Annotated in this window: 19 protein-coding genes; 7 read left to right on the forward strand and 12 right to left on the reverse strand. The window is 71.7% G+C overall.

Translation table 11 applies throughout. The features are described from left to right. Positions 1 to 54 precede the first annotated feature (54 nt). The 4 genes from ACZ7LS_RS22190 to ACZ7LS_RS22205 form a co-directional block, all read right to left on the reverse strand. Positions 55 to 846 (reverse strand): aminoglycoside adenylyltransferase family protein, encoded by a 792-nt coding sequence (locus ACZ7LS_RS22190; protein ID WP_382969672.1) that lies wholly within the window; start codon positions 844 to 846, stop codon positions 55 to 57. A 151-nt stretch (positions 847 to 997) separates the two neighbouring features. Next, complete coding sequence (locus ACZ7LS_RS22195) at positions 998 to 2,203, reverse strand: cysteine desulfurase-like protein (protein ID WP_382670033.1); 1,206 nt, start codon at positions 2,201 to 2,203, stop codon at positions 998 to 1,000. A 124-nt stretch (positions 2,204 to 2,327) separates the two neighbouring features. Further along, entirely contained in the window at positions 2,328 to 2,831 is a 504-nt protein-coding gene (locus tag ACZ7LS_RS22200; protein ID WP_385135598.1) for an O-acetyl-ADP-ribose deacetylase, read from the reverse strand. Positions 2,832 to 2,876: 45 nt separating this feature from the next. After that, on the reverse strand, positions 2,877 to 3,356 hold the full coding sequence (locus tag ACZ7LS_RS22205; protein ID WP_382519785.1) for a TetR family transcriptional regulator C-terminal domain-containing protein: 480 nt from the start codon (positions 3,354 to 3,356) through the stop codon (positions 2,877 to 2,879). Positions 3,357 to 3,477: 121 nt separating this feature from the next. Here ACZ7LS_RS22205 and ACZ7LS_RS22210 point away from each other — a divergent pair, with 121 nt between their 5' ends. Next, positions 3,478 to 4,107 carry a CGNR zinc finger domain-containing protein gene (locus ACZ7LS_RS22210; protein ID WP_385135601.1) on the forward strand — a complete coding sequence of 210 codons (630 nt, stop codon included), beginning with the start codon at positions 3,478 to 3,480 and terminating at the stop codon, positions 4,105 to 4,107. 12 nt (positions 4,108 to 4,119) lie between these two features. Here the strand turns inward: ACZ7LS_RS22210 and ACZ7LS_RS22215 are convergent, their stop codons facing one another. Both ACZ7LS_RS22215 and ACZ7LS_RS22220 read right to left on the reverse strand, forming a co-directional pair. Then, the gene (locus ACZ7LS_RS22215; RefSeq protein ID WP_382670044.1) at positions 4,120 to 4,935 is read right to left on the reverse strand and encodes an ATP-grasp domain-containing protein; all 816 of its coding nucleotides are present in this window, start codon (positions 4,933 to 4,935) and stop codon (positions 4,120 to 4,122) included. After that, the gene (locus ACZ7LS_RS22220) at positions 4,932 to 5,936 is read right to left on the reverse strand and encodes an ATP-grasp domain-containing protein (RefSeq protein WP_385135604.1); all 1,005 of its coding nucleotides are present in this window, start codon (positions 5,934 to 5,936) and stop codon (positions 4,932 to 4,934) included. Before ACZ7LS_RS22220 ends, ACZ7LS_RS22215 begins: the two co-directional genes overlap by 4 nt. Positions 5,937 to 6,270: 334 nt before the next feature. On the opposite strand from ACZ7LS_RS22220, the gene ACZ7LS_RS22225 reads away from it, so the two are divergent. From ACZ7LS_RS22225 to ACZ7LS_RS22250, 6 genes are all read left to right on the forward strand, one after another. Beyond that, the gene (locus tag ACZ7LS_RS22225; protein ID WP_385135607.1) at positions 6,271 to 7,929 is read left to right on the forward strand and encodes an NAD(P)/FAD-dependent oxidoreductase; all 1,659 of its coding nucleotides are present in this window, start codon (positions 6,271 to 6,273) and stop codon (positions 7,927 to 7,929) included. A 14-nt stretch (positions 7,930 to 7,943) separates the two neighbouring features. Beyond that, positions 7,944 to 9,434, forward strand: a complete 1,491-nt coding sequence (locus ACZ7LS_RS22230) for an ATP-binding protein (protein WP_385135644.1) — start codon at positions 7,944 to 7,946, stop codon at positions 9,432 to 9,434. A 113-nt stretch (positions 9,435 to 9,547) separates the two neighbouring features. Then, entirely contained in the window at positions 9,548 to 10,516 is a 969-nt protein-coding gene (locus tag ACZ7LS_RS22235; RefSeq protein WP_382670051.1) for a pectate lyase family protein, read from the forward strand. 82 nt (positions 10,517 to 10,598) lie between these two features. Next, on the forward strand, positions 10,599 to 11,153 hold the full coding sequence (locus ACZ7LS_RS22240) for a DinB family protein (protein WP_382875863.1): 555 nt from the start codon (positions 10,599 to 10,601) through the stop codon (positions 11,151 to 11,153). 204 nt (positions 11,154 to 11,357) lie between these two features. Next, a complete protein-coding gene (locus ACZ7LS_RS22245; RefSeq protein ID WP_382519797.1) occupies positions 11,358 to 12,356 on the forward strand; it encodes an alpha/beta fold hydrolase in 999 nt (332 codons plus the stop codon). 452 nt (positions 12,357 to 12,808) lie between these two features. After that, a complete protein-coding gene (locus tag ACZ7LS_RS22250) occupies positions 12,809 to 13,915 on the forward strand; it encodes a SagB/ThcOx family dehydrogenase (RefSeq protein ID WP_382880027.1) in 1,107 nt (368 codons plus the stop codon). Positions 13,916 to 13,939: 24 nt separating this feature from the next. Here the strand turns inward: ACZ7LS_RS22250 and ACZ7LS_RS22255 are convergent, their stop codons facing one another. The 6 genes from ACZ7LS_RS22255 to ACZ7LS_RS22280 all read right to left on the reverse strand — a co-directional run bounded on the left by ACZ7LS_RS22255 (position 13,940) and on the right by ACZ7LS_RS22280 (position 19,821). After that, positions 13,940 to 14,629: a hypothetical protein gene (locus ACZ7LS_RS22255; RefSeq protein WP_382880025.1), complete on the reverse strand. Its 690-nt coding sequence runs from the start codon at positions 14,627 to 14,629 to the stop codon at positions 13,940 to 13,942. Between the two features lie 5 nt (positions 14,630 to 14,634). Continuing rightward, positions 14,635 to 15,228 carry a sigma-70 family RNA polymerase sigma factor gene (locus ACZ7LS_RS22260; protein ID WP_382519802.1) on the reverse strand — a complete coding sequence of 198 codons (594 nt, stop codon included), beginning with the start codon at positions 15,226 to 15,228 and terminating at the stop codon, positions 14,635 to 14,637. After that, positions 15,225 to 15,446, reverse strand: coding sequence for a hypothetical protein (locus ACZ7LS_RS22265; protein ID WP_382519804.1), 222 nt, complete (start codon positions 15,444 to 15,446; stop codon positions 15,225 to 15,227). Before ACZ7LS_RS22265 ends, ACZ7LS_RS22260 begins: the two co-directional genes overlap by 4 nt. Before the next feature lie 372 nt (positions 15,447 to 15,818). Beyond that, on the reverse strand, positions 15,819 to 17,420 hold the full coding sequence (locus tag ACZ7LS_RS22270; protein ID WP_385135611.1) for an FAD-dependent monooxygenase: 1,602 nt from the start codon (positions 17,418 to 17,420) through the stop codon (positions 15,819 to 15,821). A 379-nt stretch (positions 17,421 to 17,799) separates the two neighbouring features. Continuing rightward, on the reverse strand, positions 17,800 to 18,180 hold the full coding sequence (locus tag ACZ7LS_RS22275; RefSeq protein WP_382519856.1) for an MmcQ/YjbR family DNA-binding protein: 381 nt from the start codon (positions 18,178 to 18,180) through the stop codon (positions 17,800 to 17,802). A 51-nt stretch (positions 18,181 to 18,231) separates the two neighbouring features. Then, positions 18,232 to 19,821: a glycoside hydrolase family 53 protein gene (locus tag ACZ7LS_RS22280; RefSeq protein WP_385135614.1), complete on the reverse strand. Its 1,590-nt coding sequence runs from the start codon at positions 19,819 to 19,821 to the stop codon at positions 18,232 to 18,234. Between the last annotated feature and the right edge of the window lie 20 nt (positions 19,822 to 19,841).

The following is a 19,841-nucleotide window of genomic DNA, read 5'->3' on the forward strand; positions in this document are numbered from 1 at the left end:
CGGGACCGGCCCCGGGAACCCGTCGGTGTCTTCTCCCGGTCTCCCCCGTACCCCTCAGTGAGGGCCGCGAGGGGGGACGTCCGGCCCCGTCGTGCCCTGGCCGATCGCCGCCACGACATGTGCGGCGAGCGCGGCGGCGTACGGCAGCAGGTCGTCCCAGCGTTCCTCCTCGTCTCCGAGGTAGACGGCTCGCGCGCGTGCCAGCGGCGGGCGGTGGTGGGCCGGGAGCCGCGCGAGTGCCCACGCGGCGGCGGCGTCCTTGGAGGCGATCGATCCGGTCGCGACGGTCATCCAGACCCGGGCGAGCGTCAGAAGGACGTTGCGGGTGTCGGATGCGAGCTCGGTGAGCAGCTCCGGGACGCCGTCGACGATCCCGCGGACGAGGTCCTCGTGCGGGACGGGGGCGAGTACGTCGCCCGGCGGTGGGCCGGTCAGCGGGGCCTGTCCGAGCAGCACCATCGTGATCAGTGGCGCGAGATCGGGGCTCGGTTCCGGCGAGGGCGTCAGGCCCCGCTCGTACGCGTCGCGCAGCCACTCGCCGTACTGGAACTCGCAGCGCGGCGGGTAGCTCCACGGGTTGACGTCGGACTGGACGACGGCGGTCAGCTCGACGGGACGGGCGGGGCCGTTCCTGGCCTGTTGGCCGGAGATCTCCAGCAGGCCGTCGACAAGTGCGCGCCGCTCCCGTGGTGTTGTGGGCCGGCGGACGACGACGAGCACATCGACATCGCTGTGGGGCCGCAGGCCGCCGAGCACGGCGGAGCCGTGCAGGTAGCCGCCGACGACGTCCGCGCCGAGCACCTGCCGCACCAGGTGAACGATGTCCTCAGTATCCGGACCTGTCACTGCCCGCACCGGTGGCCGACATCCCTTCGTACGCGACGCGTCCGCGGCGACGGCCGGGAGGGCCGCGTCGTCCGCATCGTAGGCGTCCGGCGGCCACGGACCCAACGGATTTCCCGGCGGGACCGCGTTCGGCGGGGTCGGCGCCCGGCCGTCAGTCCTCCAGTTCCGCGACGGCCGCCAGCAGCCGGTCCACGTCCGAGCGGTCGTTGTAGTGGACCAGTCCGGCCCGTACCGCGCCGCCGGTGTCCCGCAGCCCCAGCGCGCCGGCCAGTTCCCAGGCGTAGCAGTGCCCGTCCCAGACGTTCACCCCGCGTCCGGCCAGCCACGCGGAGACCTCGCCCGGTGTGCGGCCCGCGACCCGGAAGTAGGCGGTCGCGGTCCGGTGCGCGGGCTCGCCGTAGAGCGTGACCCCGGGCAGGTCCGCCAGTCCCCGCAGCATCACCGCGAACAGCTCCCGCTCGGACGACTCGACGGCGGCCATCGAGCGGAGCAGCCGCTCGCGCCGGTTTCCCGGAGCGGGTCCGGCGAGGGCGGCCAGATGGTCGACGGCGGCCGTGACTCCGGCCAGGTCCGCGAAGGGCGCCGTGCCGGTCTCGAACCTGGACGGCACGGCGGCCGGCGAGCAGATCAGCTTGTCCGGGCTCAGGGACTCCAGCAGCCGCGGGTCGGCCGCCACCGCGCCGATATGGGGACCTGACCACTTGTAGGCGCTCGTCGCGTAGAAGTCCGCGCCCAGCCGTATGACGTCGACGGGGCCGTGCGGGGTGGCGTGGACCCCGTCCACGAACGTGAGGGCACCGACCGCGTGCGCCTTGGCGGTGATGGCCGGGACATCGGGGCGGGTGCCGAGGATGTTGCTGGCCGCGGTCACCGCCACCAGGCGGGTACGGTCGCCGAGCAGGGTGTCGTACTGCTCCACGGGGAGTTCGCCCGTCGCCGGGTCGGCCTCGGCCCACCGTACGACCGCGCCCGCGCGGGCCGCCGCCTGGAGCCACGGGCGGATGTTCGCGTCGTGGTCGAGCCGGGAGACCACGATCTCGTCGCCGGGCCGCCAGGTCGGGCCGAGTGCCTGGGCGAAGCGGTAGATGAGCGACGTGGTGTTCGGGCCCAGGACGATGCCCTCGGGGGCCCCTCCGACCAGGTCCGCGACTGCCAGGCGGCACGCGGACACGATCTCTCCCGCGCGGCGACTGGCCGCGAACGAGCCCCCCACGTTACCGGTCCCGGACCGGTAGGTGTCCGTGATCGCGTCGATGACGGCGGCCGGCACCTGTGTGCCGGCCGCGCCGTCGAGATACGCCGTACCGTCGCTGAGCGCGGGATAGGACGCGCGTACCGCCGCCACGTCGAAGGTCATTGCCGTCGGTTCCTCTCGCTGATGACTCGTGCCGCCCCAGCCTGGCGTGGACCGGGCCGTACGGGAAGTGCCGGATCCGGTTCTCGGGATCCGGTTCTCCGGATCCGGTTCTGGGGGGGGCGCGTCACTCCGCGAGGGCGGCCACGAGCAGGTCGTGTGTCTCCCGGTCGAAGGCGATGAGCCGGACGCACTCGACGGAGGTCGGCGTGGCTCTGATCGCGGTGACGGCGATCCGCGCCGCCTCCTGCGCCGGGAACCCGTACACACCGGTGGAGATGGCCGGAATGGCGATGGTCCTGACACCCAGTTCGCCGGCGACCTCAAGGCAGCGGCGATAGCAGGAGGCGAGGACCTCGGCCTCGTCGTGCTGTCCGCCCCGCCAGACCGGACCGACGGTATGGATCACATGCGTGATCGGTGGGTCGAGGTCGAAGGCGGGCGTCGCCTTCGCGTCGCCCGGCCGGCAGGGCCCGATCGCGGCGCCCGCCTCGGCCAGCCGCGGCCCGGCGGCCCGGTGGATCGCGCCGTCCACACCGCCTCCGCCCCTCAGCGACTGATTCGCCGCGGCGACGATGGCGTCCACGTCCTGGCGTGTGATGTCACCCTGTACGACCTCGATCGGAGCCATGCGCCCGATCATGCCACCGCGCTTTCCCCCACACCCGCTTTCCCCTCACACCTCACGCGACATGGGATCGGGGCCGGCCCAGAAGGTGTCCATGGGGTACGGGGTGGCGGCGGCGATCAGCCGACGGGCCGTGAGGTGGGCCTTGTCCTCGGCCTTCTCGACGCTGGCCACGGCGTGTGCGGCGATCGCTCCCTCGTAGACCAGCAGGAGCTGGTCCACGAGCAGGCCGGGATCGGGCGCGCCCGTCGCCTCCGCGAGCTCCAGCATCCTGGCGCGCAGTGCCCGCTTGTGGGCGGCGGTCACGGAGCGGGCCGGGTGCCGCGGGTCGGCCAGCTCGACCATGGCGTTGACGAGCGCGCAGCCGCGGAAGCCCGGTGACGAGGCCGCCCACGACCGCAGTGCGTCGAAGACGGCGAGGAGCCGGGCGCGTGGGTCGTCGCCCGCTTCGTCGACGCACTGGTCGAGCGTCAGCTGCCAGCGGACGTGGCGTCCGTCGAGGTAGGCGAGGAAGGGAGCGGTGTCCATGGTGTTCTCCTCAGCGGGTTTCGGGGGCACCGGCGTACCGACCCCTGCCGGCCGGCTCCGAGCCGGCCGCAGGCTAATGGGTATAGTTAATTTATCCGGTTACCCTACCATGGAGTAAGGCTTGAAGATTCCTTTTTCCGATTACAAGCTGGGGGCGGGCGTCGCGACCGATCTGGTCAACACCTCCCCCGTGGTCCGTACGGCCCTGGGCGAGATCCTCACCGGCCCCGCCGCGCTGGCACGCTTCCTGGCCGAGCACGATGTCCGCCGCGACGCCCTGGCCGACGGCCGGCGGCCGGACGACGCCGACCTCGAAGCGGTACGCGTCCTGCGCGGGGAGATCCGCGCCATTCTTGAGGCCGGCGCCGAAGAGCAGGTCGTCGAGGCCGCGAGCGCGCTGGTCGCGCGGGGTGGCATCGGTCCGTCCCTGTACCGCGACGCCGAGGGCCACTGGCAGTGGTACGTCGCGATCTCGCCGGGTACGTCCGTCGCCGACGAGCTGGCCGTCCTCATGGGCACCGGGCTGCTCGGCGCCCTGCGGACGTTGAGCCACGACCGGTTCCGCCGCTGCGCCTCACCGGTGTGCGAGGGGATGTTCGTCGACACCAGCAAGGCCGGGCGCCGTCGCTACTGCATGCCCGAGGTGTGCGGCAACCGGCTCAACGTGGCCAGCCACCGCGCCCGCAAGCTGGAGAGCACCCGCCGTCCAGGACGTCAGGAAGGGCCGAGTACCCCTCCCGGCGAGGACTGACCCGTCGCGCCTCTAGGGACGCCCACCCGCCCGTAGTGCCAGGGCCGCGAGCGCTTCCGGGGCGCCCCGCTGGCCGCGTATGCCGGGAAACGCGTTGATGTCCACGATCAGCGGGGTGCCGTCGCCCGCGTCGATCACATCGACGCCGTACACATCCAGCGCGAAGACGGAACCGACCGTGCGCACCAAGTCCTGCCAGCCGTGGGGCAGATCACCGAGTGCGAGCGGCAGCGTCGGGCCCCGCCCGCCCTCGGCCAGCTCCGAGCGGCGCAGGGCGGCGAACACCCGGCCGTCGATCGCCCAGAGCTTGTGGTCCCAGCCGCTGTTCTCCGTGAACTCCTGGACCACCACCGGCTCCTGGGCCCAGCCGGAGCGCAGTCCGCGCAGTCGCGCGGCGTTGTCGACCCGGGTGACGAGGTCGTGGCGCCGGCTGTGCCTGCTCTTGACCACCAAGGGGTACGGCAGGTCCCGTTCGCCGGCGAGTTCGGCCAGGCTCGCGACGGTCCGGGTGGCAGCGAACGGCAGCCCGGCGCGCCGGGCCAGGCCGGCCATCGCCGTACGGTCCTGGCAGAGCGTGGTCGCCGCCACCGAGTTCAGCACCGTGGCCCCGCGCTCCTCGAACGAGCCGGCCAGGGCCAGGGACCGCGGTGTGTGTGCCTTCAGCAGATAGACGTCGGCGAGGGGGCCCGGCGCGGCCGGGCCGCCCGGCGCGCCGTCGCCAGCCGCCTCGGGGTCGATCGTCTCCACCCGATGGTGGGGTGTCAGCAGCGCGGTGGTGGCCGCCAGCAGCGGGTGACCGGGGCGTGACGTGATCAGACAGATCCTCATCCGGCCTCACCCGCCGTCGCGGGTATCCGGAACGGAACCCCGGCGGATGTCAGGAGTGGCACGATCCCCGGAACGGGGACCGCCTCGCACACCAGGCCCGGGGCCGGGCCGGGCATCGGGCCGGGCAGCGCGCCGGACACCGGCTCCGGCGGCGGAAGCGCGCCCACTGCCGCCGTTCCCGGGGCGCTACCGCCCGTACGGGCCAGATCGAGGACCGCCCTCGCCACGCGCGCCACCGCGTCCGGCACCCGCCGGAAGCTCGGGAAGTCGTTCACATCGACGATGACCGGGCCGTCCGGGCCCAGCAGCACATCCACACCGAACAGATCGAGCCCGTAGACCTCACCGGCCTCGGCGACCATCCCCGCCACCTCCGCGGGCAGCGGCACGGACCGCTCCCGCCTCGGCGCGCCGGGATGGAGCGGCGAGGAGCGCTCCGTCGCGAACAGCTCGCCGCCCACGCCGTACACCTTGAGATCGACGCCCGAGTTGGGGATGTACGGCTGGGCGATCAGCATTCCCTCCTCCGACAGCCCGGCACTCGCCGCCGCCAGCGACTCCGGCGACCGCACCAGCCGCACTCCCCGCCCGGAACTCCCCTCCGCGGGCTTGACCACCAACGGAAACGCCTCCGCGGGAAGCTCCGTCAGCAACTCGGGGCGTGCCACGGCGTATGTCTCCGGAACGGACAGCCCCCGGGCGCGGCCGATCACCGCCGCCGCCACCTTGTCCCGTACGCCTCGAATCGAGCGGGCGTCGTTCACCGTCGTCAGTCCGACCGCGGCGGCGGCCTCCAGCAACGCCAGCCCGGGGCCCCCGGACACGGTCTTCAGTACCCACGCGTCATGTCCGCCCGCCCGTACGACCTCGGACAACCGCAGCAGTGACGTGCCCGGCCGCACCACGTCCACCCGGTGCCCCCATGCGGCGAGCTGACGGATCACCTCCACCGGCATGCCGTCGAACCGGTACTGCTCCTCCACGACAAAACAGAGCCTCATCGACCCTCCCCGCAACCCCCGGACGCCAACGGGCGGCTGACATCTCGAAGACCATGATCTGCCACACCGTAACCGGGCCCCTCGCCAGCCCCACCCGCCCCACCTGGGCCGGGAGATGATGTTCCCCGGAGCGGGCACCGTGTGCCGCCACGAGCCCATGGGAGCGCCGGGGCCGGGTACGACCCCCCGGTCAGCCGGAGCGTCACCGCGGGTGACCGCGGGTGACCTCCGGTCTTCTCACCGATCCGTGCGTCCTGCGTCTGGAGGCGGACGGGGCGGCCGCTCGTAGACTGTTTGTGCGAAGGCCGTTTCGTCCTCAGGCGATGGTGATGGCATGGCGAACCCGACGATCTTGACCGTCGACGACGATCCTGCGGTCTCCAGGGCGGTCGCCCGCGACATCCGGCGCAGATACGGCGGCCGGTACCGAGTGGTGCGCGCCGTCTCCGGGGCGGAGGCGCTGGAGGCGCTGCGCGAGATCAAGCTGCGCGGTGAACGGCTCGCGGTCATGCTCGCCGACTACCGGATGCCGCAGATGAACGGCATCGAGTTCCTCGAAGCGGCGATGGACCTCTTCCCGCTCGCACGGCGGGTACTGCTCACCGCGTACGCGGATACGGGCGCCGCGATCGACGCGATCAATGTCGTCGATCTGGATCACTACCTCCTCAAGCCGTGGAACCCGCCGGAGGAGCATCTGTACCCGGTGATCGACGAGCTTCTCGACGCCTGGGCGACGACCCCGGACCCGGGCATCACCGAGACCCGGGTGGTGGGGCACCGCTGGTCGGCTCCGTCCTTCGCCGTGCGTGACTTCCTCGCCCGCAATCTGGTGCCGTACCGGTGGCTGCCGGCCGACGAGCCCGAGGGGGCCCGGCTGCTGGCCGCCGCCGGGGTGACCCCCACCGACGTGCCGCTGGTGGTGACCGCCGACGGCACGTCGCTGGTGGCACCGGCCGAGGGCGAGCTGGCCGCGCATGTCGGCCTGAGCACCATCCCCACCGCGGACTTCTACGATCTCGTGGTGGTCGGCGGGGGACCCGCCGGGCTCGGCGCCGCCGTGTACGGCGCGTCCGAGGGGCTGCGTACGGTGCTGGTCGAACGCGAGGCGACCGGCGGGCAGGCGGGACAGAGCAGCAGGATCGAGAACTACCTCGGGTTCCCCGACGGCGTCTCCGGAGCCCAGCTGACCGACCGGGCCCGCCGCCAGGCGCTGAAGTTCGGCACCGAGATCCTCAGTGCCCGCGAGGTCGTCGGGCTGGACGCGGCCGGATCGGGCCGGGTGGTGCGGTTCGGGCAGGGCAGCGCCATCACCGCCCATACGGTGGTGCTCGCCACCGGCGTCTCGTACCGCCGCCTGGCGACCTCCAGCCTGGACGAGTTCACGGGCGCGGGGGTCTTCTACGGGTCCACCGTCACCGAGGCGATCACCTGCTCGGGCGAAGAGGTGTACTTGGTGGGCGGCGCCAATTCGGCCGGGCAGGCGGCCGTGTATCTCTCCCGCTACGCACGGCGGGTGCACCTGCTGATCAGGGGCGCCGAGCTGAGCGGTTCCATGTCCCGGTATCTGATCGAGCAGATCGGCGGCATCGACCACATCGTCGTCCACCCCTGGACCGAGGTGGCCGGCGGGAAGGGCGACGGCCACTTGCAGCAGCTCACGCTGCGGGACGTCCGGTCGGGGGCGACGGACTCGGTCGACTCGTCCTGGCTGTTCGTCTTCATCGGCGCCGAGCCGCGTACGGAGTGGCTGGAGGGCGTGGTCGAGCGCGACGCGCGCGGGTTCGTGATCACCGGCCCCGATCTGGTGGCCGACGGACAGCGGCCGGCCAACTGGCCACTGCCACGGGACCCGTACCACCTGGAGTCCAGCGTGCCGGGGGTGTTCGCGGCCGGTGATGTCCGTGCCGCGTCGCTCAAACGTGTCGCCTCCGCCGTCGGTGACGGCGCGATGGCCATTTCCCTGGTCCACCGCTACTTGGAGTCACAGTGAGCGCTTCGAACCGTATGACGCCGGCGGAACTGCGCACCCTCTTCCTGTTCGAGGCGCTCGACGAGGACCAGCTGGCCTGGCTGTCGGAGCGGGGCAGAGTGGAGCAGCGGCCGGGCGGGAAGGCCGTCTACAACGAGGGTGAACCGGCCACCTGCTTCTTCGTGCTGCTCAGTGGTGCGGTGACGCTCAGCAGGCGGCTGCACGGCGACGACATCGAGGTCACCAGGGCCGACCGGCGCGGTGTCTACAGCGGGGCTACGCAGGCGTACCTCGGTGACCGCGTCGACCAGGTCTATCCGAACACGCTGCGGGCCGTCAGCGACGCGGAGTTCTTCGTCCTGCCCGCCGATGAGTTCGCCACGGCCATACGCACCTGGTTCCCGATGGCGCTCCATCTGCTGGAGGGGCTCTTCTTCGGCTCACGTGCGGCGGACACGATCCTGGGTGAGCGGGAGCGGCTGGTCGCGCTGGGCGCGCTGTCCGCCGGGCTCACCCATGAACTCAACAATCCGGCCGCCGCGGCGGTACGGGCCACCGAGGCGCTGCGCGAGCGGGTGGCCGGTATGCGGCACAAACTCGCCCTGATCGCGGACGGCCGGCTGGACGGCACCCGGCTGCGCGGGCTGGTGGAGCTCCAGGACGCGGCGGTCAAGCAGGCCGCCGCGGCCTCTCCCCTGTCGGCGCTGGACGCCTCGGACGCCGAGGACGAACTCACGGACTGGCTGGAGGAGCACGAGGTGGCCGGCCCCTGGGACGTGGCGCCCGTCCTGGTCTCCGGAGGGGTCAATGTGCCGTGGCTGGCGGCGGTCGCCGAGGCCGTGGGCGAGGACCACCTGGACTCGGCGGTGCGCTGGCTGGCGTACACCATCGACACCGAACTCCTGATGGGCGAGATCGATGACGCCGTGACCCGGGTCTCGGACCTGGTCGGGGCGGCCAAGCAGTACTCCCAGCTGGACCGGGCGCCCCATCAGGTCGTGGATGTGCACGCGCTGCTCGACGCCACGCTGACGATGATGCGGGCGAAGATCCCCGCCGGGATCCGGGTGGTCAAGGAGTACGACCGTACGCTGCCGCCGGTCCCGGCGTTCGGCGCCGAGCTGAACCAGGTGTGGACGAACCTGATCGACAACGCGGTCGACGCCATGGAGGGAGAGGGGACGCTCACGCTGGGGACGAGGCGGGAGGGCGACCGGCTGTTCGTGGAGGTGACGGACACCGGGAGCGGTATCCCTCCGGAGGTCAGGCCGCGGATCTTCGAACCGTTCTTCTCCACCAAGTCGGTGGGCGAGGGCACCGGCCTGGGCCTGGACATCTCGTACCGCATCGTCGTCAACAAGCATCACGGTGACATCAGGGTGGACTCGCGGCCGGGCCACACCCGGTTCCAGGTGTGCCTGCCGATCACTCAGGCCGCCGACTCCTCCGGTCCCTCCGCTTCGGCCGACGCGGCCGCCCCGGCCGCCGGATCCGTCGATTCCACCGGCTCCGCCGCCGGGAGCTGACCTTCGCGGACCGGCAACCTTTCCGTCTCCGTCGGCGACAAGAGGGTGAAGTACCCCGGGCGCACAGCGCCCGTCCCCCTCTTTTCTCCTCGCCCTCGAAGGGACACACCCGTATGCCCTCGCTCATCAGCCGGCGCCGACTGGCGGCCCTGTTCGCCTCCACTGTCACCGTCGCCGTCCTCGGCGCGATCCCGCAGCAGTCCGCCGTCGCCGCGGAGACCGGGCCCGTCGGGTTCGGCGCCGGCACGACCGGAGGCGGCGGCGCGGCGCCCGTCACGGTCAGCACACTCGCCGCGTTCACGTCCGCCGTCGCGGACGACTCCGCGAAGGTCGTCCGGGTCTCCGGGCTGATCACGCTCAGCGGTCAGGTCGACATCGGCTCCAACACCACGGTCCTGGGGGTGGGTTCGGCGTCGGGCTTCACCGGTGGCGGACTGCGCGTCAAGGAATCGACCAATGTCATCATCCGCAACCTCCGGATCAGCAAGCCCGTCGCGCCCGCGGACGGCATCACCGTGCAGAAGTCCACGAAGGTGTGGATCGATCACAACGCCTTCTCGGCGGACCGCGACCACGACAAGGACTACTACGACGGTCTGCTGGACATCTCCCACGCGTCCGACCAGGTGACGGTGAGCTGGAACACGTTCAAGGACCACTACAAGGGGTCGCTCGTCGGGCACAGCGACAACAACAGCGGTGAGGACACCGGCCACTTGCGCGTGACGTACCACCACAACCACTTCAGCAACGTCTACTCGCGCATCCCGAGCCTCCGCTTCGGCACCGGCCACTTCTACGACAACTACGTCCAGGGCGCCGAGACCGCCTGCCACTCCCGGATGGGGGCGCAACTGCTGGTCGAGAACAATGTCTTCCGCGACACGAAGGTCGCGGTGACGACAAACCGCAGCAGCGATGTGGACGGCTACGCGGTGCTCCGCGGGAACGACCTCGGGGGCGCCGCCACCGAGATCTCGCAGACGGGTTCCTTCACCGCGCCGCCGTACGGCTACACGGCGGAACCGGCGTCGACCGTCGTCGCCTCGGTGACGGCGGGTGCCGGCACGGGGAAGATCTGACACCCGCGAGGGCCGGCCCGTCCGGGGGCCGTCGCCGGAAAACGGCTTTCCGGGCGGGGCGGCGGCGTGACAGGGTCGGCCGGTGAACGCATCCCGATGTGAGCTGCTGCGCCGTCAGTTCGACCTCACCTGGCAGCTCTTCGACTACCACCTGGAGCGGCTGGAGCCCGCGGACTTCCTGTGGGAGCCGGTGTCCCACTGCTGGACGGTACGGCAGGGCTCCGACGGGACGTGGGTGCCGGACTGGGCGGAGACCGAGCCCGACCCCGTCCCCGTCCCCACGATCGGCTGGCTGAGCTGGCACATCGGGTGGTGGTGGAGCGCGACCATCGACCACGCGCGGGGGCGGACGCCACGGGACCGGGAGGATGTGGCGTGGCCGGGTGACGGTGAGGCGGCCATCGCCTGGCTGCGCGGCCTCCGTGAGGAGTGGCTGGCGGTGCTGGACGGGCTCACCGACACCGGTCTGGACGCCATCGCCCCGTTCCCGTGGCAGAACGACCCCGAGCACACCGTCGCCGATATGGCCGGCTGGGTGAATTCGGAGCTGATGAAGAACGTCGCCGAGATCGGCCAGCTCCGGCTGCTGCGCGCGGCGTCCGTGGACACGCCCCGGGCTCCGTCGGGGTGTCCCTGAGCCGGGTTTGCCGAGTCGGCAACGAAACTTGCCCGTGGTCCGGTCGCGGCGACATGGTCGTGACGGCGGCGCTCGTGACGGCGGTGCCCGTCGCGGCCGTGCCCATCACAGCCGTGCCCGTCGCGGCGAGGCGCTGACACGCCGCGGCCGCCGCGCCGTGGTGCGCCGTCGCACGACCGACGCAGGAACGCTCAAGGAGGACGCATGACTCAGCCCGCTCAGGTACCGGACGTGACACACCGGCTCGTGGACGTTCCGGGCGGCCGGATCCATCTGGTGGAGCAGGGCACCGGCCCGCTCGTTCTGCTGATCCACGGGTTCCCCGAGTCGTGGTACTCCTGGCGCCACCAGCTCCCGGTGCTCGCCGCTGCCGGGTTCCGGGCGGTGGCCGTCGATGTCAGGGGATACGGGCGCTCGTCGAAGCCCCATGACATCGAGGCGTACCGGATGCTGGCCCATGTCGCCGACAACGTCGGTGTCGTACGGGCGCTCGGCGAGGAGACCGCGGTCGTCGTCGGCCATGACTGGGGGTCGACCATCGCCGCCAATACGGCGCTGCTCAGGCCCGATGTCTTCACCGCCGTGGGGCTGCTCAGCGTTCCCTACGCGCCGCGCGGCGGTTTCCGGCCTACGGACGCCTTCTCCCTGATGGGCGGCCCCGAAGAGTTCTATGTCAGCTATTTCCAGCGGCCCGGCCGGGCGGAGGCGGAGATCGAGCGTGATGTGCGCGGCTGGCTGGCGGGGTTCTACGCCGCGCTCTCGGGCGACGCGGTCGCCCCGGCCGACGGCGGCGACCCGCACTTCGTCCCGGCGGGCGGGAAGCTCTCGGACCGCTTCCCCGACGCCTCCCCGCCCTCGTGGCTCGGCGAGGCCGATCTCGATGTCTACGCGGACGAGTTCGAGCGTACGGGGCTGACCGGAGCGCTCAACCGCTACCGCAACATGGACCGGGACTGGGAGGATCTCGCCGCGTGGCACGGGGCGCCGATCATCCAGCCCTCGCTGTTCATCGGCGGTGCGCTCGACGCGTCCACGACCTGGCTGGCCGACGCGATCGCGGCGTACCCCACCACCCTCCCCGGTCTGGTCTCCTCACACATCCTCGACGGCTGCGGGCACTGGGTGCAGCAGGAACGCGCCGACGAGGTCAACCGGCTGCTGACCGACTGGCTGCGGGCCCTGCCGGCCGCCGCGCGTAGCTGACGGACCATCACCACAACGCTTCACCGGGGGACCGGGCACCGGACCCTCGCCGGGCGTGCGCCGGAGGTCGAACGGCCGTACCTCAAGCGTGCGATAAGCGGACGGTACGCCTCGACAGCACACTAAAAGGTTGTTTCATCCCCTATCGGACCGCATTTCTCATATTTGCGTTCAAGCCGGGGATAACCCCTCTCATCAGGTGCTGAGAGGAGGTGTGAGCCATGCGCCGTATTTCGATCAACGCCCAGGCAGTGTCCCGTTCCGACCGGGCCGGACTGCCGTGGAGCTGGCGGTGGTACTACGCGTAACCGACCGCTCGCTCGTGTACGCGTGCCGGGGCCGGAGTCCACAGGGGCTCCGGCCCTCCGGGCCCACCGTCCGGCGGCTTCCGTCAGGTCCGTCGCTCCGTCCGCCGGCGCGGCTCATACACCCGGTCACACCGGAGGTTCGTGATGCGTCTTCGCCGTCCCCGCGGCCTGTCCTGCTACTGGCACGAAGGCCAGTTCGTCGTGCACCCGTATCCGCGCGGCACACCCGTCGCGCTCCATCCGGCGGCGGCGGAGATCCTCTCCGCGTTCGAGGAGTGGACCGACCCCGCCGAGGCCGCGCGCACACTCGGCCATCTCGCCCCGGAGACGCTCGGCGAGGCCATTCCCGCGCTGCACGAGGCCGGGCTGCTGATGTCCGAGGGCAATCCGCAGGCGCAGCGCGACGAACTCATCGACCGTCACTGGGGTACGTGGGCGCCCGAGGCGCCGTTCTTCCACTACGCCACCCAGGACGTGCCCTACCCCGACCACGAGGCGGTCTCCGAACGGGCACCGAGCGCCGCCGACATGCCTCCGCTGTTCACCACCCATCCCGGTGCGGACCGGCTGCCGCTGCCCCGGCTGCCCGCGGATCTGCGTGTCCCCTACGACGAGGTGCTCTACAACCGGCGTACACACCGCGACTTCACCCGCGAGCCCGTGCCGCTGCGGACGCTGGCCACACTGCTGGCCGTGGTGTTCGGGCCCGTGGACTTCATCGACTCCGGCCGCGGCGCGCTGTTCCGGCGCACCAGCCCGGCCGGCGGCGCCCGGCAGGAACTCGACGCGTACGTCGGCGTCCTCAACGTCAGTGAGGTCGCTCCCGGCATGTACCACTACAACGCGCTGGAGCACTCCCTCGAACTGATCGGCGCGGGCCTCACCTCCGACGAGGCCGCGCATCTGTGCGCCGACCAGGACTGGGCGGGCGGCGCCGCGTTCCTGGTCGTTCTCAGCGCGACGCTGGAACGGATGCGCGCCAAGTACCCGACACCCCGCTGCTATCGCGTCTGCCTGCTCAACGCCGGTCATCTGGGCCAGACCTTCGCCCTCACCGCCACGGCGCTCGGTCTCGGCCCGGCGCAGACCGGCGCGTTCCACGACTCGGCGGTCGCGGAGCGCTGCGCCCTGGACAACATCGCCCGTACCCCGCTGTACGTCCTGGCCGCCGGCCACCCCCATCCGGCGCCGGAGGACGCGCCGCCGCCGGCCGTCCTGCACACCTTCCGCGACACGGCCCTCAGCGGATGAGGAGGCGGGGGCGCGGAGGCGGGCTCACAGCGCGTCGGCGAGTTCCCCGATCTGTTCCGCGAGATGCGGGTCGGGGTGGGGAACGCTGCCGAACTCCTCGTCCTCCTCGATGGTCAGGCGCTGCACGGCCGCGCGCAGTGCCGGGCTGGGCGGGCGCCGGTGGTGTGTGGTGGGCCGGCAGACGCTGAGCCGCCCCGCCGGGAGCGCCACGAGCCCGGAGTCGAGATCGGCGGCCTGGTCCGCCCAGTGCGCGGCGTCGCGTCGCTCCCCTCTGCCGAGGTGGAGGAGATAGAGGCAGTAGGCGGCCGTGGGGTTGCCCGCGCCGGCCGCGAACTGCCACCAGAACTGGGCGCCTTCGTGCCATCCGGCCAGATTCAGCAGGCAGGCGAAGTGCAGCGCGCCGTCGGGGTCGATACGCCGGGAGTTGGCGAGCCGGGCCAGTTGCCCGGCCGCGTCGATGCCGTGCAGCGCCTCGGCCGACAGGGCGTGCAGATCCTTGCCCGCCTGGTCGTGGACGGTCGGGAAGAAGCCGGCCGGGGCCGCCGGACGGGAGCGGGCGATACCGGCGCCACGGGCGGCGGAGGTGTCGAACATGAGGGTGTCGGCGACATCACGGGCGATCTGCGCCTTGGAGGCCGCGAGGTCGTACTCGGCGAACGCGTCGGGGATCACAGCGTCTTCCAGGACTTCGTCGATGCCGCGCGGGGGCTGCATGGGGTTCACTCCTTCTCCTTGTCGGCGTCCGTGTACGGGGGCAGGCCGAGTTTCTGGGCGATACGCCGCTTGGCGAGCCGCCGGTGGGAACGGACGGTGTCGCGCTCCACGCCCATGATGCGGGCGACCCGGTACGAGGGGTAGCCCAGCACGTACAGCAGCACGATCACGTCGTACTGCCGCTCGGGCAGGGAGGCGATGGCGGTGTAGAGGCCGAGCGAGGTCTCCATCACCTCGAACGTGCATCGCACCGACTCCAGTACCGCGCGGGCGGTCCGCTGGAACGCGGCCGTCTCCACCAGCTGGGGGTCCAGGCCCGCGAGCCGCAGATGGGTGTCCACCCGCGCCTTGAGCAGCGCCCACGCGTACGCCTCCGGGCTCTCGGCCCGCATGACGCGCTCCCAGTTGAGGGCCAGATGGGAGAAGCAGCGGCGTACCACCGCGACGGCGGCGGCCTTGTCGCCGAGCATGGCGTGGGCGTAGTTCAGATAGGCCTTCACATACAGGTCGTGGAAGGCTTCCAGGGCGGGCGGCAGGGTGTACTGCACCTCGGCCAGGTATTCGCCGTGGTCGTCGGGCGACGGGAGGTCGGTGTTCACGGCTGGGCCTCCTCGTCGTGCGCGGCGGGCGTGAGCACTTCGGTCCGGGGAGCACGAGGAGCACGGGGAGCACCGCGGTGGCGGTCCTCTATCAGCGCGGCGGCTCCCACCCGCACCCCGGCGCGCAGCAGACGCCGCGTCAGGTGGCGCAGGTCCGAGGCGAAGACGCGCGCGGCGGTGGCGAGCACCAGCAGGGCGAAGACGTCGTTGGGCGTCACGGCATGTCCTTCTTCTACTGAGCAGCACCTCGAACTCCCGCTGGTGCTGGAGGACTTCGATGTCCTCAAGAAGCAGCTTTTCGGACCGGGGTGGTCAAACGTGCAACGCGACACCCAAGAAAAATACGGAAAGCGATCGTCCCGTTACGTGCGGATGCCATCCCATCCGCCTCATGCGCCACACCGCGTGATCGGGCGAACACCCTCAGGCATGCTCCGACCTGCGTCGACGCGACAGCGCGGACCGAGCCGCCACCGGTCACCCTCGCGTCGAGTTCAATCCACAATCGATCCGAATGTGGCGCAGATCACTCAGTTGTGGCGCACTACCTGGCACGTACTCCCCTCGGAACGACCGTTCCGAGCGCACGCTCACCGCGGCGCGCCGAACCAGTCGCGCAGCGCCTCGCCCAGGCCCGCGCCGGCCGCGGCGCCGCCCTCCGGGGCCCAGGCGACATAGCCGTCGGGGCGCACCAGCAGGGCGGCGCAGGGCAGCGCCGGTACGGGCTCGGTCCGCACCACCCGGAGGACATGGGCCCATCCCCGGGCGTCCGCCGCGTACGGAAGGCCGCGCTCGCCGAACAGCAGAAGCAGCGGCCTGCCGCCGCGCAGCAGCCCGATCACATCCGCCGGGCCCGACTCCGTGAGCAGCGCGGTGTTCCGCAGGAACCGCCCCTCCCACCACGAGGAACGGACCGACCGGGGCGCGACCACCGTGCCCTGCCCGCTGATCATGTCGCTCAGATGCCGGGCCCCGCCCTCGCCCCCGGCTCGCCCTTCGCCCCCGGCTCGCCCCTCGTCGTCGCTCTCCCCGTCGTCTCCCTCCTTCGCCTCGTCCGCCTCGTCGCCCGCGAGCAGACCGGCGAACAGCGCGCGCAGCGGGTCGAGTTCGGGGCCCGGACGCATCAGGGCGACCTGGACGGAGGTGTTGTCGATGACCCTGCGGGCGGCGGGCCCGCGCTCGTCGTGATACGTGTCGAGGAGATCGGCGCCCGCGGTGCCCCGTACGGTGAACGCCAGTTTCCAGCCGAGGTTCAGGGCGTCCAGCAGACCGGTGCTCAGCCCCTGTCCGCCGATCGGGAAATGCACATGCGCCGCGTCGCCGACGAGCAGCACCCGTCCGGCGCGATAGCTGTCCGCCCGCCGCGCGAAGTCACTGAACCGGCTCAGCCGGCTCGCGGACGCCATCTCCACGTCGTGTCCGGCGATCCACGACACCCGGTCGCGCAACTCGTCCGGGGTGACCGGGGCGTTGCGGTCGCCGTGCCCGCCCTTCCAGTCGAGCGTACGGACCAGCACGCGACCGTCCGCCATGGCCTTGGTGACGATCCAGCCGCGGCGGGTACGGTGCCAGCCGAGCGGCGGGACCCGCTCCCCCATGAAGCGGACCAGGCCCATCAGCGCGGACACCGTCGCGGGCCGGATGTCCGCCGTGATGCCCGCCCAGGCGCGGACCGCGCCGCGCGAACCGTCGGCTCCCACCAGATACGCGGCGCGGAACACCCGTACGCCTTCGGGGCCTTCGGCCGTGACGTCCACACCCTCGGGGCTCTGCCGCGCCCGGGTCGCCCGGTACCCACGCAACACCCGCGCCCCGACGGCCCGCGCCCGTGCCTCGAAGGACCGCTCCAGAGCCGCCTGGGTCTCCTTCAGGAGGGGCTCCGGCTCGGAGGCGGGAGCGGTGATACGGAGTCCGGGCAGGCCGGCGAAGTGGAACAGCCGCGAGACGGTGCCCTCCGCCGACGCGTCGGGCGCCGGAAAGTAGCCTCGCCGCGCCAGGCACTGCACCGTCCGCGCGTGGACGGTGGTGGCCTTCGGCCGGTCCGACGTGGTGGCACGGACTTCGAGGACCACGGTGTCGACGCCGTACGCCCCCAGCTCGGCGGCGAGGAGCATGCCGACCGGTCCGCCCCCGACGATCACGACCTGCGTGTCTTCCCCGCCCGCCGTGACCGGTACTCCGGTGTTCCCCACCTCGGCCCCCATCCGTCTCACACAGCCCGTCCGTCCTGTCCGTCCCGCCTCCCCCACGGACCATGGGCGCGGCACGGACCGGAATCTATGTCCCGGGCCCCACCGTGATCAATACCGTCCACGGCTCGGCCGAATGGGTGAATTCACCCCTCTCCCGGTCGGCGTGTCCCGCCGCACTCCCCCGACGCGCGGCGATCGCGGGCTATGGTTTTCTCAGTTCGCGGGTACGAATCCCGCCGTCGGCCACGGCCGACGTGATCGAGCAGCACGACGCCCCCTCCGACGGAGGGGGCGTTCTTGTTGTGCGGACCCGTCTGTGCGGACCCGTCTGTGCGGGCCGGTCCGCGAGAACCAATCAGCGCGGCTGTGTCGGTGTGACTCAGTCCTTCCCGGTCCCGGCTTCCGCGCCCGTATCGGCTTGTGCGGCCGGGAACTCTTCCACCAGACGGTCCGGCGCGGCCTGCTTCCAGGAGTCCACGAGGATGTCGCGCAGTTCGCCCAGATCCTCCAGCGCGCTCAGCCGTACCCGTACCCACGCGGAACTCGCCTCGTGCGGCGGCACCCAGAACTTCTCCGGCTCGGCCGCGATCAGCTCCGTCCGCTCGTACCGGGGGCAGCGCACGGCGAACGACGTCTGATCGTCCGGGACCGTGACGAACATCTTCCCGGCGACACGGAACGTGGGCATGCTCCACGCCTCCTTCTCCACGGTCTGTGGGAGGGACAGCGCGATACGGCGGACTTCCTCGGCATCAATCACGGTCACGGCGACCATGGTAAATGCCCTTCGGCGCACACTCCCATGGCGGTTCTACCGGTGCGCGAACCACCCCGCCGCGGGCAGCAGCCGGGTGTCGTACCCGAAGAGCGCCTGGTTCTCCCACGCGTTGCCCGACGAGGGGTCCTGCGGGTCCCATCCGCTTCCCTTCACCGCGGTCCAGGCCGGCTCCCAGTAGACGACGCCGAGTCCGCGGCCGCCCGGGACCGCCTCGACGACGTTCATGACATCGCGCAGATTCGCCGCCTGACCGGCCGGAGTCGCCGGATAGCCGGGCGCCAGCTGGGCGGCGGAGGACACGTTGTTCTCCAGGAAGTCACCGCCTGCGAGCGTGTGGGCGTAGGCGGTCTCGGCCACCAGGACCGGCTTGCCGTACCGCGCCGCCACATCGTCCAGGTTGGCCTGGAGACCGGAGAGCGGGCCGTGCCAGTAGCCGTAGTACGACAGCGCGATCACATCGAACGGCACCTGGCGCGCCACCGCCTGGTCGAACCACCAGCGGGTGCCCGCGTTGTCGCCGCCCTCGGCCAGATGCAGGGCGACCTGGGTGGTGGCGGAGACGGCCTTCGCGGCCTTGGCCCCGGAGGTGAGCAGTCCGGCGAGCCGCGTCCAGTTGTCGGTGGAGCCCTCCGGCCACAGCATGCCGCCGTTGATCTCGTTGCCGATCTGCACCATGTCGGCGGTGGTGCCCTGGGCCTTGAGCGCGTTCAGCACGTCGAAGGTGTGGTCGTACACGTCGGTGCGCAGCCTGCTGTACGGGTGGGAGGCCCACGCGGCCGGCTTGTTCTGCTGCCCCGGGTCGGCCCAGCGGTCCGAGTAGTGGAAGTCGATCAGGAGCTTCATGCCCTCGGCCTTGGCGCGCTTGGCCAGTGCCAGGATCCGCGTCTTGTTGTTGTAGCCGTCGGCCGGGTTCACCCAGACCTTGAGCCGCGCGTAGTTCATTCCCGCGCCGCGCAGGATCCGCAGGGCGTCGGCGCTCGTGCCGTCGGCGGTGCGGTAGGTGGCGCCGAACGCCTCGTTCTTCGCGAGTGCCGAGAGGTCTCCGCCCTTGACGGCCAGGCCCGTCGCGCCGGCCGTGAAGGTCAGGTCGTCGAAGTTGGCCCACTCCCCCGCGTGGGCGTCGGAGTTGAGGCTGACGGTGCAGCTGCCGCCGCTCACCCGTACCGACGTGACGATACGGATCCACTCGCCGTTCGGCGTGGGAGGCAGGTCCGTGCGCTGTTCGGCGCCGCCGCAGTCGCGCAGGGCGAGGTAGACGGCGTTCTGGCCGCCGCTGGAGCGGACCCGGGCGCTGAGTGTGTAGGTACCGGCGGCCAGTCCCGTCAGGTACTGATACGTCTCGACCTTGTAGGCCGAGGCCGACCAGTGGGTGAGCCGGCGGCTGCCGCTGTAACCGCCGTTCTCGCTGTAGGAGGCGGTGTTCTGCCCGGTGGCGGAGTAGGTGCTCCAGCCGGCCGGGGTGGTGGTGCCGGTGGGGTCGGCCTCGAATCCGGCGTTGCCGAGGCTGTCGGCGGCGTGTGCCCGCTGGGCGGGCAGGACGGTGAGGAGCAGGGCGCCCAGCACGCAGAGCGCGGCGGCGGCGCGTGGTGAGCGCCGGGTCCAGGTGCGGTGTGCGAGGTGCATCTTCGATGTCCCTTCGGGGG

The sequence above is a fragment of the Streptomyces sp. NPDC039430 genome (assembly GCF_055639435.1).

What these genes read in the sequence shown, in the direction of transcription:
- ACZ7LS_RS22205 (WP_382519785.1), bottom strand. Translation starts at nt 3,356, where the DNA reads ATGGACACCGCTCCCTTCCTCGCCTACCTCGACGGACGCCACGTCCGC.
- ACZ7LS_RS22200 (WP_385135598.1), bottom strand. Translation starts at nt 2,831, where the DNA reads ATGGCTCCGATCGAGGTCGTACAGGGTGACATCACACGCCAGGACGTG.
- ACZ7LS_RS22280 (WP_385135614.1), bottom strand. Translation starts at nt 19,821, where the DNA reads ATGCACCTCGCACACCGCACCTGGACCCGGCGCTCACCACGCGCCGCC.
- ACZ7LS_RS22225 (WP_385135607.1), top strand. Translation starts at nt 6,271, where the DNA reads ATGGCGAACCCGACGATCTTGACCGTCGACGACGATCCTGCGGTCTCC.
- ACZ7LS_RS22195 (WP_382670033.1), bottom strand. Translation starts at nt 2,203, where the DNA reads ATGACCTTCGACGTGGCGGCGGTACGCGCGTCCTATCCCGCGCTCAGC.
- ACZ7LS_RS22250 (WP_382880027.1), top strand. Translation starts at nt 12,809, where the DNA reads ATGCGTCTTCGCCGTCCCCGCGGCCTGTCCTGCTACTGGCACGAAGGC.
- ACZ7LS_RS22235 (WP_382670051.1), top strand. Translation starts at nt 9,548, where the DNA reads ATGCCCTCGCTCATCAGCCGGCGCCGACTGGCGGCCCTGTTCGCCTCC.
- ACZ7LS_RS22230 (WP_385135644.1), top strand. Translation starts at nt 7,944, where the DNA reads ATGACGCCGGCGGAACTGCGCACCCTCTTCCTGTTCGAGGCGCTCGAC.
- ACZ7LS_RS22215 (WP_382670044.1), bottom strand. Translation starts at nt 4,935, where the DNA reads ATGAGGATCTGTCTGATCACGTCACGCCCCGGTCACCCGCTGCTGGCG.
- ACZ7LS_RS22255 (WP_382880025.1), bottom strand. Translation starts at nt 14,629, where the DNA reads ATGCAGCCCCCGCGCGGCATCGACGAAGTCCTGGAAGACGCTGTGATC.
- ACZ7LS_RS22245 (WP_382519797.1), top strand. Translation starts at nt 11,358, where the DNA reads ATGACTCAGCCCGCTCAGGTACCGGACGTGACACACCGGCTCGTGGAC.
- ACZ7LS_RS22220 (WP_385135604.1), bottom strand. Translation starts at nt 5,936, where the DNA reads ATGAGGCTCTGTTTTGTCGTGGAGGAGCAGTACCGGTTCGACGGCATG.